This window comes from Burkholderia sp. MSHR3999, from assembly GCF_000833595.1.
GTDB lineage: Bacteria > Pseudomonadota > Gammaproteobacteria > Burkholderiales > Burkholderiaceae > Burkholderia > Burkholderia ubonensis.
On the sequence record NZ_JRFO01000007.1, the window covers coordinates 1041237 to 1054829 of the forward strand.

At 67.1% G+C, this 13593-nt stretch carries 11 protein-coding genes; 7 read left to right on the plus strand and 4 right to left on the minus strand.

Going from position 1 to position 13593, the window contains the following annotated elements:
* The first annotated feature begins 140 nt into the window (after nucleotides 1–140).
* The 6 genes from KY49_RS37780 (at nucleotide 141) to ribD (ending at nucleotide 6040) form a co-directional block, all read left to right on the plus strand.
* Entirely contained in the window at nucleotides 141–380 is a 240-nt protein-coding gene (locus tag KY49_RS37780; RefSeq protein ID WP_156162630.1) for a hypothetical protein, read from the plus strand.
* Between the two features lie 171 nt (nucleotides 381–551).
* Nucleotides 552–1343 (plus strand): class I SAM-dependent methyltransferase, encoded by a 792-nt coding sequence (locus KY49_RS28230; RefSeq protein WP_231636513.1) that lies wholly within the window; start codon nucleotides 552–554, stop codon nucleotides 1341–1343.
* 218 nt (nucleotides 1344–1561) lie between these two features.
* Nucleotides 1562–2104 carry a GTP cyclohydrolase II gene (locus KY49_RS28235; RefSeq protein WP_231636661.1) on the plus strand — a complete coding sequence of 181 codons (543 nt, stop codon included), beginning with the start codon at nucleotides 1562–1564 and terminating at the stop codon, nucleotides 2102–2104.
* A complete protein-coding gene (locus KY49_RS28240; protein WP_042587674.1) occupies nucleotides 2101–3792 on the plus strand; it encodes a WD40 repeat domain-containing protein in 1692 nt (563 codons plus the stop codon). The genes KY49_RS28235 and KY49_RS28240 overlap by 4 nt, the downstream gene beginning before the upstream one ends.
* 113 nt (nucleotides 3793–3905) lie before the next feature.
* Nucleotides 3906–4889, plus strand: coding sequence for a formylglycine-generating enzyme family protein (locus KY49_RS28245; protein WP_042587675.1), 984 nt, complete (start codon nucleotides 3906–3908; stop codon nucleotides 4887–4889).
* Between the two features lie 65 nt (nucleotides 4890–4954).
* Nucleotides 4955–6040: a bifunctional diaminohydroxyphosphoribosylaminopyrimidine deaminase/5-amino-6-(5-phosphoribosylamino)uracil reductase RibD gene (gene ribD / locus KY49_RS28250; protein ID WP_042588800.1), complete on the plus strand. Its 1086-nt coding sequence runs from the start codon at nucleotides 4955–4957 to the stop codon at nucleotides 6038–6040.
* Nucleotides 6041–6120: 80 nt separating this feature from the next.
* Here the strand turns inward: ribD and KY49_RS28255 are convergent, their stop codons facing one another.
* The 4 genes from KY49_RS28255 to KY49_RS28270 form a co-directional block, all read right to left on the minus strand.
* On the minus strand, nucleotides 6121–7542 hold the full coding sequence (locus KY49_RS28255) for an efflux transporter outer membrane subunit (RefSeq protein WP_063901827.1): 1422 nt from the start codon (nucleotides 7540–7542) through the stop codon (nucleotides 6121–6123).
* An 89-nt stretch (nucleotides 7543–7631) separates the two neighbouring features.
* The gene (locus KY49_RS28260; protein WP_042587676.1) at nucleotides 7632–10724 is read right to left on the minus strand and encodes an efflux RND transporter permease subunit; all 3093 of its coding nucleotides are present in this window, start codon (nucleotides 10722–10724) and stop codon (nucleotides 7632–7634) included.
* Complete coding sequence (locus KY49_RS28265; RefSeq protein ID WP_042587677.1) at nucleotides 10721–11869, minus strand: efflux RND transporter periplasmic adaptor subunit; 1149 nt, start codon at nucleotides 11867–11869, stop codon at nucleotides 10721–10723. Before KY49_RS28265 ends, KY49_RS28260 begins: the two co-directional genes overlap by 4 nt.
* Nucleotides 11870–11910: 41 nt before the next feature.
* The gene (locus tag KY49_RS28270; protein WP_042587678.1) at nucleotides 11911–12474 is read right to left on the minus strand and encodes a DMT family transporter; all 564 of its coding nucleotides are present in this window, start codon (nucleotides 12472–12474) and stop codon (nucleotides 11911–11913) included.
* 95 nt (nucleotides 12475–12569) lie between these two features.
* Here KY49_RS28270 and KY49_RS28275 point away from each other — a divergent pair, with 95 nt between their 5' ends.
* Nucleotides 12570–13502 (plus strand): LysR family transcriptional regulator, encoded by a 933-nt coding sequence (locus KY49_RS28275; RefSeq protein ID WP_042587679.1) that lies wholly within the window; start codon nucleotides 12570–12572, stop codon nucleotides 13500–13502.
* Nucleotides 13503–13593 lie beyond the last annotated feature (91 nt).

Below are 13593 nucleotides of genomic sequence, written 5' to 3' on the forward strand. Positions count from 1 at the left end.
TGTCGAGTCATGAATCTGATCGATAACGAGAGGTCCTATCAAATCAAGCTTGAATCATTTTGAACAGAGGCTCACACGGATATGATGCAAACGTCAATCATGCTCGGTGTTTCACGAAATGAACTCGGATTGACCCTGTCATGGCCGAGTTCCTCGACTGCCTCCATGCTGATGATCGGCGCGAACGGCGCATCGCCAATCCGAGCCGCTTCAGCTGGCATCGCGTGCTGACCTTCGTCACGCTCCACCATCCGAGCCGGCGTCTGGAAGAGGCCTTCCGCCGGCTCAAGCATCGACCTGATCTTGAAGTCGTCACCGGGACTGAATTGTCTGCCAGCGCTGGCTGCACGATCGGGCTCTGCCCGACGCCGAAAGTCTGAGCCGACTGTTTCTTCAGCTCGCCAGTAATATTATTCGTTTCGTTGCCGACCGCATGCGCGATTGACCTCGAAAACCCATATCCCACAATGCTTTTGCGGCACAGCTCATTATGTAGTGGTCCTTAAGTTGGCAGGATTGGAAAGGAGGAGACGAATAGAGATAAATCCTGATTGGCAGCCGATTACCCCGTCGTTAATAACTCCGTTGATATGGAAAGGTTGCGAATGAGTACGACAGCTCGATACGATTCGATTGGCGGACTGTTTGAGGATTTCACGCAGTCTGCCGCGCAGCGGGCCATCGAGGTCCGCACGATTTTCCACATGATTGGTGATGTTTCCGGCAAGTCGGTGCTGGATCTGGCTTGCGGATTCGGTTATTTCGGACGCGAAATTTACCGGCGCGGCGCGGCCGCCGTGGTCGGCGTCGACATCTCCGAGAAGATGATCGACCTGGCTCGCGAGGAGTCGCGCAAGTATGGCGATCCGCTCGAATTCCACGTGCGCGACGTCACGAACATGGAGCCGCTCGGGCAGTTCGACCTGGTCAATGCCGCCTGGCTTTTCAACTACGCGGATTCGGTCGAGAACCTGCGCAAGATGTTCAAGGTGGTGCGCGCGAGCCTGAAGCCGGACGGCAAGTTGGTGGCCTATACGGTAGATCCCGACTTCTCGCTGGCCAACGGCAATTTCACGAAATACGGCGTGAACGTACTCAACGAGCGCAGCTGGGGCCCCGGCCATCGCCATGACGCCGAGTTCGTCACCGATCCGCCCAGCCAGTTCAGCTTCTACCGCTGGACGCGCGCCGACTACGAAAGCGCGATCGCCGATGCGGGTTTCGGCCACTTCGAATGGCAAAAGCCGCTGCTCGGTGCCGACGATATCGCCACCCATCCGCCCGGCTTCTGGGACGTGTTCCAGAACAACTGCCTGCAGACCGGGTTGCTCTGCAAACCCTGATATTCCAGAGGCGGCCCGATCCGCCCCGTTCGTCCTGACTCTGCGCAAATCGGCAAGGCATGCCTGCCCGCTGGCGTATTTGCCGATGCGCGCGCATCTCCTCAACCTGAGAGGCCGAGCCCGTGAACCAATCCAATGATCATTCCGGCGTGAGCATCCGCACACGCATCAAGGTGCCGATTCGTCCGCGTTCGAGCGCAACGGCATTTGAAACCGAGATGGTGACCTTCAACGGTCTTTGCGACGCCGCCGAGCATATCGCGCTGGTGTTCGGCAAGATCGGCGAGGCGCCGCTGGTGCGCCTGCATTCCGAGTGCCTGACCGGCGACGTGTTCGGCTCCGTGCGCTGCGACTGCGGCGAGCAGCTCGACGAGTCGGTCGCGCTGTTCGGCGAAAGCGGCGGCATCCTGCTCTATCTGCGCCAGGAAGGGCGCGGCATCGGGCTCTACAACAAGCTCGACGCCTATCGCCTGCAGATCTCGCAGGGGCTCGACACGTTCGCGGCCAACCGCGCGCTCAACTTTCCCGACGATCTGCGCGACTTCCGCGTGGCCGCGCAGATGCTCGAGGCGCTCGGCGTTCGCGAGGTATCTCTTGTCACCAACAACCCCGACAAGACCGCACAACTGACCAATCACGGCATTAAGGTGCGCCAGGTGAAGTTGACCGGCGTGTTCGCGAACAGCGTCAACTTCGGCTATCTGTATGCGAAGGCGACCCAGCACCAGCATGCCATCAAGCTCAACGGAGAAGTGCAATGATTGCCCATCGCAGCCCGATCAGCGGCATTGCCGCTCACCGCGACCAGTACGTGTTGACGGCCGGCTACGACAACCAGGTGATTCTGTGGGACGCGAAGACGCAGCAGCCGCTGGCGCGCGCGATGCACGACCATCTCGCCAACCAGGGCGCGTTCTCGCCGAACGGCGACTACGTGGTTACCTCCTCGTCCGACTACACCGCGCGTCTGTGGACCGTGCCGAACCTGCGCCTGGTCGCCGTGTTCGCCGACCAGGAGGACGATGTCGAGATGAGCGTGTTCCATCCGTCCAAGCCGCTGGTGGCGACCGCTTCGCGGGATCACCGCGTGCGCGTCTATGATTTCTCCGGTCGGCTGGTGCAAACATTCGTGGGCCACGCCGCCGACGTGATTTCGGTCGAATGGATGAGCGATGCCGACGAACTGGTCTCGTCGAGCGACGACGGCACCATCAAGCGCTGGTCGCTCGCCACCGGTGGCCTGATCGGCGATATCGACCTGAACGGCATCGAGACCGATACCATCGTGATCGCCCCGGACAGCCGCATCTTTGCCGGCAACGACGAGGGCGAGATCATCATGATCGACGGCGAGCGGCGCGCCACGCTGAAGGCGCACGACGCCGGCGTGAAGCGCCTGGTGCTCGACGGCCGGCGCGGCCTGTTGGTCTCGCTGTCGTACGACCGCACCATGCGGCTCTGGAAGGTCGGCGAGGGCATGCCCGAGGCGAGCGGCGGCACCCAGCTGCCGCCCGAGGTCTGGCCGCGCTCCTGTTCGTTCGAGGGCGACGACCACGTGGTGTTCTCGACCTTCCACTCGACCTATCGCCGCTACAACTGGAAGCTCTCGCGCTGGGACAGCAGCGAGATCGCGCCGACCCACGGCGCCAATGCCGCGATCGCGATCGACGGCAAGGTCTGGACCATCGGCGATGCGGGCGTGGTGCGCGTCGACGGCGTTGAACACGCGAACACCCGGAGCCTCTGCAACTTCCTGAGCGTGGCGGGCGAGGTGGTGCTGACGGGCGGCCAGCTCGGCAAGGTGTTCGATGCGCGCAACGGACGCGAGCTCTACCAGCATCGCTCGCCGCTCAACTGCGCGGTCGGTTTCGTGCACGAGGGCGTGACGCATGCGATCGTGGGCGCCTATACCGGCGAGGGCATCGTGCTGCGCATCGAGGGCGACGAGGTCAGGCACGTCAGAGACCTGCCGCTGCATCCGAACGCGGTCAAGGGCGTGGCGCGGTCGGGCGACCTGCTGTTCTCGGTGGCGGCCGACGCCTCGGCGACCTGGGTGCGCTGCTCGACGCTGGAGATCGTCGCCACGCTGCCGGACGCGCACGACAAGATCGCTAACGGCTGCGCCGGCCTCGGCGACGGCTACTTCGCCTCGATCAGCCGCGATCTCAAGCTGCGCATCTGGTCGCCCGACCAGCAGGCAGAGGTGATCGACACGCCGCACACGCATTCGATCAAGTGCGTGAGCGCGAGCGGCGACGGCCGTTATATCGCGACCGGCAGCTACTACGGGCGCGTCGCGATCTACGACCGCGTCGAGCGGCGCTGGAGCTTCGATGCGCGCATGACGACGGCGGGCGTGTCCTCGCTGAGCTTCGATCCGCTGTCGCGGCATTTCCTCGCCAGTTCCTACGACGGCCAGGTCTACCGCGTGCCGGCGATTCCGCACTGAGTCAGGCCCGACCGGCAGCCGTCCGATGCGGCGGCCGTCGGCGGGCGTTCCATCCCGGCGCGCGGCGGCCGGTTTGTCGCGCGCGATTTGCCCACCCGATCCTGCTACCGACCATGACTCCCATCCTGGCTGACAATCCGAACCGCCTCACCGACCGCGAGGCCATGGGCCTGCCCGAAACCTTCCTCGCGCGCACGCCGGCCGCGCTGCTCGCCGGCCACGAGGACCTGCTCGGCGCCGGCGCGTCGCGCCTGGTCGAGGTGGTCGAGGATCCCGCCCAGCCGTTCGCGCGCCGTCATGCGGCGGGCGCGTTGCTGGGCCTGCTCGGCGATCCGCGCATCCGCCCGCTCGATCCGGCGATGCGGCGCATCGAGGCCGCCCGGGTGCGGATCGGCCTCGATCCGGGCGAGGTCGGGCGCGTGGTCGCCGAGTGGGGGCGCGTAGGCGTGATCGAACCGTGGATCGCGAAGGAATGCCCGGCCCATTTCGTGGAACTGGCGTCCTATGCCCTGATGCGCTACCCGGTCAGCAATCTCGAATACCGCCTGTTCCTCGAACAGACCGGCTCCACCGAGTTGCCGAGTTCCTGGGTCTTCGGCGTCTATCCGGCCGAGCGCTCGAATCATCCGGTCTGGTCGGTGTCGGCCGAGGCGGCCGACCACTATGCGCGCTGGCTGACCGAAAGGACGGGGCGCGCGTTTCGCCTGCCGACCGAGGCCGAATGGGAATATGCGGCCGCTGGCGGCGCTTCGCGCGAATATCCGTGGGGCGACGGCTTTGATCCGGCCGCCGCGAACACGGTCGAGGCGGGGCCGCTCAGCACGACGCCGGTCGGTATCTTCCCGGCCGGCCGCAGCGTGTTCGGCATCGACGACCTGGGCGGCAATGTCGAGGAATACGTCGCTGACGACTATCGCGCCTATCCCGGCGGCGATGTGATCGACGACGATCTCGCGCTGACTCAGGGCGCCTACCGCATCGCACGCGGCGGCAGCTTCACGCGTTTCGGCGATCTCGCGCGCTGCACGCGCCGCCACGGACGCTATCAGCGCGACATCTACGCGATGGGCTTCCGGCTCGCGGAGACGCTTCGATGAGCGGCGCGCTGCGCAGCAGCGACGTCCACGACGAGGCCTCGCGCGAGGCCCTCGACCGTGCCTGGATGGCGGAGGCGCTGGCCCTTGCGGCGGGCGGGCTGTACACGACCACGCCGAATCCGCGCGTCGGCTGCGTGATCGTCAAGCACGGCAGCGTGATCGGCGAGGGTTACACGCAGCCGGCCGGCCACGATCATGCCGAGGTGCGCGCGATGAAAGACGCGCGCTCGCGCGGCCACGAACTGCGAGGCGCGACCGCCTACGTGACGCTCGAGCCGTGCAGCCATTACGGCCGCACGCCGCCGTGCGCGAAGGCGCTGATCGAATCCGGCATCGCCACCGTGGTGGCCGCGATGGAGGACCCGAATCCGCAGGTGTCCGGACGCGGTTATGCAATGCTGCGCGAGGCGGGCATCGAGGTGCGCGACGGCGTGCTAGAGGATCAGGCGCGCGAGCTCAATATCGGCTTCGTGTCGAGGATGACGCGCGGGCGGCCCTGGGTGCGCATGAAGATGGCCGCCTCGCTGGATGGCCGCAGCGCGCTGCCCGACGGCGCGAGTCAGTGGATCACCGGCGCGGCCGCACGCGCGGACGGCCATGCCTGGCGCGCGCGGGCCTGCTCGATCCTGACCGGCATCGGCACGGTGCTGGCCGACGATCCGCAACTGAACGTGCGCGGCATCGACACGCCGCGCCAGCCGCGGCGCGTGCTGATCGACGGCCGGCTCGAGCTGCCGCATCAGGCTCGGTTGCTGGCAGGCGCACCGCCGCTGGTGTTCTGCGGCGAACTCGATGCGCCCGTGCGGGCGCGCGCCGAGACCCTGCGTGCGTGCGGCGTCGAGATCGTGTCGCTGCCGAACGCGCGCGGTTCGGTCGACCTGGCCGCCGTGCTGGCGGAACTCGGTCGGCTCGGCAACAACGAACTGCACGTGGAAGCAGGACGCACTTTGAGCGGGGCGCTGCTGCGCGCGGGGCTGGTGGACGAACTGCTCGTCTATGTCGCACCGAGCCTGCTGGGTGCCGATGCGGCGGCGATGTTCGAACTCCGCGCACCGGCCTCGCTGGCGTCGCGTATGCGGCTGCGCTTCCATGATGTCGAGCGTGTCGGCGAGGATCTGCGGATCCTGGCGCGGTTCGCGCGCGGCACGTGAGTTGGGGGGAGCGAAGCGCGCCGCACATGGTCCGGCGATTTCAGGGCCTGTTGTTACGGCGGCCTGGCCGGGTGGCCGCCTCAGCCCGCCGTCGCCGGCCGCGCATCGGTCTCGCGCGGCCGGTCGCCGGTGTGCTCGATCCAGCCGCCGCCCAGTGCCCGGTACAAATCGACCAGGTTGGTCCAGCGGTCCAGTCGCGCCGAGATCAGCGCGGTCTGCGCCGTGTACAGGTCCGTCTGTGCCGTCAGCACGGTCAGGTAGCTGTCCACGCCTTTGCGGTAGCGCAGGTCCGACAGATCGTAACGACGCTGCTGCGCCTGCTCGTTACGCTGCAGCGCGGCGATCTGCTGGTCATACGTACCACGTGCCGCCAACCCATCCGACACTTCGCGGAATGCCCTCTGAATCGCCTTCTCGTAGTTCGCGATCTCGATGCGCTTCTGCACGTGCGCGAGATCGAGGTTCGCGAGGTTCGCGCCGCCCTCGAAAATCGGCAGGGCGAGGTTCGGCGCGAACGACCAGGCTGCCGTGCCGGGCTTGAACAGGCCGCCCAGCGTCGGGCTGGCCGTGCCGAACGCGGCCGTCAGCGAGATCTTCGGGAAGAAGGCCGCGCGGGCCGCCCCGATGTTCGCGTTGGCGGCCAGCAGCGTCTGCTCCGCTTCCATGATGTCGGGGCGACGCGTCAGCAGGTCCGACGGCAGGCCGGCCGGGATGTCGGTCAGCAGGTTTTGCGAGCCCAGCGGCAGGCCGGCCGGCAGATCGCCGGGCAGCGGCTCGCCGATCAGCAGCACCAGCGCATTGACGGCCTGTGCACGAGCCCGTGCTTGAGCCTGCTGGTTCGCCAGCGCCTGCTCGACCACCGTCTGCGCCTGGTGCAGGTCCAGCTCCGAGCCGGTACCGTTGTCGAACTGCAGCTTGGTCAGGTTGTAGGAGTCCTGCGCGGTCTTCAGCGTGTTTTCGGTGACCTTCAGCAGGTCGTCCGTCGACTGCAGCGCCAGGTACTGATCCGCCACCTGAGAAACCAGCGAGATCTCCTGGGCCTTGCGAGCCAGGGCCGTCGACAGATACTGTGCCAGGGCCTGGTCCTTCAGGCTCTGGATCCGGCCGAACAGGTCAAGCTCCCAGGACGCGGACAAGCCGACGTCGTAGGTACGCGAGATGAGCGGGGCTCCCGTGGTCGAAACACCGGCCGGCAGCCGTTGCGTATTGCCGGTGCCGGTGCCCTCGAGCGTCGGGAACAGCTGCGCGCGCGTGATCTGGTACTGCGCGCGCGCCGCCTCGATGTTGAGCACCGAGACGCGCAGGTCGCGATTGTTCTTCAGCGCGATCTCGATCAGCGCCTGCAGGCGCCGATCGGCGAAGAAGTTGCGCCAGCCGATGTCGGCGGCGGCCTGGCCATTCGCGCTGTGCGAGCCGTTCGCGCGCGGCTGCGTCGCGTAGACGCCGTCGGACGGGAAGGCGCCCGACACGGGTGCATCGGGGCGCTGGTAATGCGGCGCCATCGTGCAGGCGGCGAGCAGCAGGGCTGCCGCGCCGGCCGGCACGGACGGCTTGATGGCGGGGAGGCGATCGAAGGCAGGCACGGTGCGTCTCAATGCTGGGTGGCGAGCAGGCGCTCGCGTTCGGAGGCGCGCGCGGCGCCGTGATTGCGCGCGATGAAGGTGTAGACGGTGGGCAGCACGAACAGCGTGAACAGCGTGCCGACCAGCATCCCGATCGAGACCGTGATGCCGATCGCGAAGCGGCTCGCGGCGCCGGCGCCGCTCGCGAACACCAGCGGCACCAGGCCGGCCACCATCGCGGCGGTGGTCATCAGGATCGGGCGCAGGCGCACCGCGGCGGCGCGTTCGATCGCGGCGAGCCGGTCGAGCCCTTCGTCGCGCTGGAGATCGTTGGCAAAGCTGACCATCAGGATACCGTGCTTGGTGATCAGGCCGATCAGCGTGACCAGGCCGATCTGCGTGTAGATGTTCAGCGTCGCATAACCGAGGTAGAGCGGCACCAGCGCGCCGCATACCGACAGCGGCACCGACACCAGAATCACCAGCGGGTCGCGCAGGCTCTCGAACTGCGCGGCGAGCACCAGGAAGATCACGATCAGCGCGAACACGAAGGTGACGGTCAGGCGATTGCCTTCCTGCACGTATTGCCGCGATTCGCCGAGCCAGTCGATCGAATAAGCGTGCGGCAACGGCTGCGCGGCGAGGAAGTCGACCGCCTGTCCTATCGTCACGCCGGCCGCCGGCACCGCCGACAGCGTGACCGCGTTCATCTGGTTGAACTGGCTCAGCATGCTGGCCTGGTTGCCGGTGCTCACGCGCACCACGGTCGACAGCGGGATCATCGCGCCGCTGCGCGTCTTCACGTAGTAGCGCGCCAGCGTCTCGGGCGTGAGCCGCTCGTTGCGCGCCACCTGCGGGATCACGTCGTAGGAGCGGCCCTTGAAGTTGAAGCGGTTCACGTAGTTCTCGCCGACCAGCACGGCGAGCGTGTCGGCGATGTCCTTCATCGTGATGCCGAGCGCATTGGCCTGGCTATGGTCGATGCCGAGATTGACGGCGCGGCTGTCGAAGGTGAGGTCGCTGTCGACGGTGGAGAACAGCCCGCTGCGGGTCGCGGCCGCCTTGAGCTTCTCGACCGTGTCATACAGCTGCGGGTAGTCGGCCGGCGCGCGCACCACCATCTGCACCGGCAGGCCGCCGCTCGAGGCCGGCAGCGAGGGCAGCAGGAAGGTGAAGATCTGCTCGCCCTCGATCGCGCCCGCGCCGTTCTGCACGATGCCCTGCAACTGCGCCGCGCTGCGCTTGCGCTTGGACCAGTCCACCAGGTTGACGCCGGCAAAACCGAGATTGCTGCCGTTGAAGCCGTTCAGGATGAAGCTGGTGTCGGCCTCGGGAAAGGCGCGGAACGCGCGTTCGAGTTCGGGCGCATAGCGTTCCATGTAGTCGAGGTTGGCGTACTTCGGTGCCTTCATGACGGCCATGATCGAGCCCTGGTCCTCGGGCGGCGCGAGCTCGCGCTTGACGCCGGAGAACAGCAGCACGATGCCGGCCAGCACCGCCACGCCCACCATCAGTACCAGCGGCCGCGCGGCGAGGCTGGCGCGCAGGCCGCGCCGGTACCAGCCGGTCAGGCGCGCCATGGTGTGCTCGATGCGGCGCACGATGCGGCCCTCGGAGAGCTGGGGCGTGAGCAGCAGGGAGCCCAGCATCGGCGAGAGCGTCAGCGCAATCACGCCCGACACGAACACCGAACCGGCCAGTGTGAACGCGAATTCCTTGAACAACGAGCCGGTCAGTCCGCCCATCAGGCCGATCGGCGCGTAGACCGCCACCAGCGTGCCGGTCATCACGATCACCGGCATCACGATCTCGCGCGTGCCGATCAGCGCGGCGCGCACCGGCGGCTCGCCCGCCTCGATATGACGGTGGATGTTCTCGACCACCACGATCGCGTCGTCGACCACCAGGCCGATCGCCAGCACCATCGCCAGCAGGGTCAGGATGTTCAGGGAGAAGCCGAACAGCAGCATCAGCAGGGCGGTGCCGACCAGCGACAGCGGGATCGTGAGGATCGGGATCACCACCGCGCGGAAGCTGCCGAGGAACAGGAAGATCACCACCACCACGATCACCACCGTTTCGGCGAGGGTGGCGCGCACCTCGTCGATCGACGCATGGATGAAACGCGCGACGTCGAAGCCGTCGGCGATGGTGAGCCCGGCCGGCTTGTTGCGTTCCATCGCCGGCAGCAGCGCCTCGATGCCCTGCACGATCTCGAGCGGGTTGCCCGAAGGCGTCGCGTTGACGGCGATATAGACCGCGCGCTTGCCGTTCATCAGCGCGCTCGAATCGTAGTTCTGGCCGCCGATCTCCACGGTGGCGACGTCGCGCAGCCGCACCAGGCTGTAGCCGTTGTCGGCCGCGCGCACCACCAGATCGCCGAACGAGCGGGCATCCTGCAAGTCGGTGTTGGCGCTGATGTCGGCCAGCGTCAGCGCGCCCTTGATCCGGCCCGGCGCGGCCTGCACGTTGTTGGCCTTCAGCGCGGCCGACACGTCGCCGGCCGATAGGCCGTGCGCGGCGAGCCGGTCGGCGTCGAGCCAGACGCGCATGGCGAGATTCTGGCCGCTTAGGATATCGGCCGACGCGACGCCCGAGACGGTGGTCACCAGCGGCTGCGCGACGCGCACGATGTAGTCGGTGATCTCGGGAATCGACAGCGTATCGCTCGAGAAACCGAGGTACATCACCGCGGTCGGCGCGTCGGTCAGCTTCGTGATGATCGAGTCGTAGGCGTCGGCGGGCAGCTTGTATTTGACCTCCTGCACCTTCGCCATGATTTCCGTCATGGCGCGATTCGAGTCGGCGTTCAGGCGCAGGCGCGCCTTGATCACGCTCTTGCCCTGGGTGGTGCTCGAACTCAGATAGTCGATGCCGTCCGCGGTCGCGATCGACTGCGCGATCGGGGTGGTCACGAAACCCTGCATCAGCGCCTGCGAGGCGCCCGGATAATCGGTCTCGACGCTGACGGTCGCGCTCTCCAGCGCCGGGTACTGGCGGATCGGCAGCGACATCAGCGCGCGCAGGCCGACCAGCAGGATCAGCAGGCTGACCACCAGGGCCAGTACCGGGCGGCGGATGAAGATATCGGTGAAGGCCGGTTGCGAACGATGCGCGTTCATTGCGCCGTCCCCGCGTTGCCGGTGGCGTTCCGGCCTGCTTCGCGGCCGGCGTCGCCTCCGTCCCCGTCGTGCCGGTCGTAGGCGATCTTCACCCGGGCGCCGGGCGCGACGCGCACCTGGCCCGCCGTCAGCACCACCTCGCCCGCGCGCAATCCGTCGAGCACCTCGACGCGGCCGCCGCCGGCGATTCCGGTGCGCACCTTGCGGAACGCGACGGTGCCGACGCCCTGCGTGTTCGGCTTGTCGACCACGGCGACGATATCGCCGTCCTGCGAACTCTGCACGGCCGTGTCGGGCACGGTCAGCACGTCGGAGCGCGACGGCAGGTTCAGCGTGACATGCGCGTACATGCCGGGCCGCAGCGGATGGCCGGTGTTCTCCAGCGTGGCCTGCACCGTGACGTTGCGGGTGGCGTCGCCGACGCGCGGCTCGATCGTCGTGACCTTGCCGACGAAGTCGCGGCCCGGATAGGCATCGGCGGTCAGGTGCACGGCCTGACCGGCGCGCAACTGCCCCAGGTATTTCTGCGGCAGGGTGAAGTTCGCGTAGAGCGTATCGAGGTCGGTCAGCGTGGCGATCGCATCGCCGGCGTTCAGGTATTGCCCGAGATTGACCTGACGGATCCCGATCTCGCCGGCGAAGGGCGCGCGCACCAGCTTCTGGCGGATCACCGCCTCGACCTGGCGTGCATCCGCGCTGGCCGACTGGTAGTCGAACTGGTGCTGGTCGAAGGTGCTGCGCGGCTCGGCGCCGACCGGCGCGAGCGTCTGCGAGCGCGCCAGCTGATTCTTCGCGAATGCCGCCTTGGCCTGCAGGCTGGAGAGCTGGGCGCGTTCGGGATCGTCGTAGAGCTGGACCAGTGCCTGGCCCTGACTAACCTGGCTGCCCGGCGTGAAATGGATCGCGGTGATGCGGCCGGCCACTTCGGGCGCGAGCATCACCTGCCGCACCGCGACCAGGGTGCCGATTGCATCGAGCGAGGACGGCGCGGTGCCGGCGCGCACCACGCTGGCGGTCACGCTCATCGGGGGGGAAGGAGGGGGCGCCTCGTTGGCGACCGCCTCGCGGCCGTTGCGCCACAGGAACAGGCCGCCGAATACGACTGCCATCGCGGTGCCGGCAAGGATCAGTTGCGACGATTTCATGGGTGTCTCGACTACGCGGGGATCCGCTGGATCAGGCTGGATCAGGTGTGGGGATGCGCGCTCGGCTCGATCTCGCGCGCGGCATGGGCGCCAGCCTCTGCACTCGCGCCGGCATGGCCGGCCGCCGGGCGCGGCGCCGGCGTGAACCACTGCACCAGCAGCATGCCGGCGAAGATCATCAGCACGCCGGCCACCCGGCCGGGATTGGCGGGCTTCACGGGCAGCCCCATCAGCCCGTAGTTGTCGATCAGCAGCGAGGTGAGCATCTGGCCCGCGATCACGCTGACGATGAAGGTGGTCGCGCCCAGACGCGGCGTGAGCACCAGTGCCGAGGTGATGTAGATCACGCCGGCGACGCCGCCGAACCAGACCCACACCGGCAGTTGCGCCGTGCGGCTGAGCAGCGGCGCATGCGCGTGCATCACGAACAGCGCCGGCAGCACGCACAGCAGGCTGACCAGCAGCGAGGCGACGGTGGCCCACAGCGGGTGACCGAGCGCACGGCCCAGGGTGGCATTGCTGCCGGCCTGGAACGGAACCAGTGCCCCGGCGACCAGGGCGGCGCAGGCGAGGGCCACGGTAGAGAGCGAAAGAGAGGTCGGCATCGTTCGTTCATCACGCAGTGGTTGTGTTCGAGCCGATTCTCTTATATTAATAATCTGAATGAAAATTCGTAGTATTTATCTCGGCAATTCAAATCATGAATAATCTGAAGCGGATCGACCTCAACCTGCTGGTGACGCTGCAGGCCTTGATGACGGAGAAGCACATCTCCCGCACCGCCATGCGGCTGCACAAGAGCCAGCCCGCGATCAGCCACGCGCTGGCCCATCTGCGCGAGATCTTCGACGACCCGCTGCTGGTGCGGCGCGGCGGCGGGCTCGAGCTGACCTCGCGCGCCAGTGAGCTGATGCAGCCGCTGTCGGACGCGCTCGACCAGCTCGGCTCGCTGCTCGAGCCGCCCCAATTCGATCCCTCGCAGGCGCAGCGCGTGTTCCGCGTGTCGATGTCCGATTACGGTGCGCACATCGTGCTGCCCAAGCTGGTCCGCATGCTGCGCGCCACCGCGCCGGGCATCGAGCTGGTGGTCAGCCAGGCCACCCGCGAGGCGATGCGCATGCAGGTGATGGACGGCGAGGTCGACCTCGCGCTCGGCGTGTTCCCGCCGCCGACCGCCGAACTGCACACCGAGACGCTGTTCGTCGAGACCTTCGCCTGCCTGGCCGACGTGGCCAGCATGCCGGCCTCGCGTACGCTCGACCTCGAGGCATGGCTGGCGCGCCCGCATGCGCTGGTGGCGATGCGAGCCGGCACCGACAACGAGATTGATCGCGCGCTCGCGCAGTTGCGCGCCGAGCGTCGCATCGCGGTAATCCTGCCGCACTGGGGCGTGGCCAATGAACTGATCGTCGATACCGACCTGGTGCTGACGGTGGCGCGCCGCAATCTCGACGCGGTGCGCGACGACTCGCGCTTATGCGTGTTCGATCCGCCGTTTCCGGTCGAGTCCTTCGAGTTCCAGCAGATGTGGCATCAGCGCCGGCAGGGCGACCCCGCGCACTGCTGGCTCCGCCAGGTAATTGTGCGCGTGGTGCGCGACCAACCCTGTCAACTCAAGCGGGAATCCTTGTAAACAAAGGCTCGCACGGATAGCCACATGCTGAATCGACGCTTCTGGCCGGTCCGGAATGGTTGAAGAAGCCGGCCCGCGGAAGCTATGGACT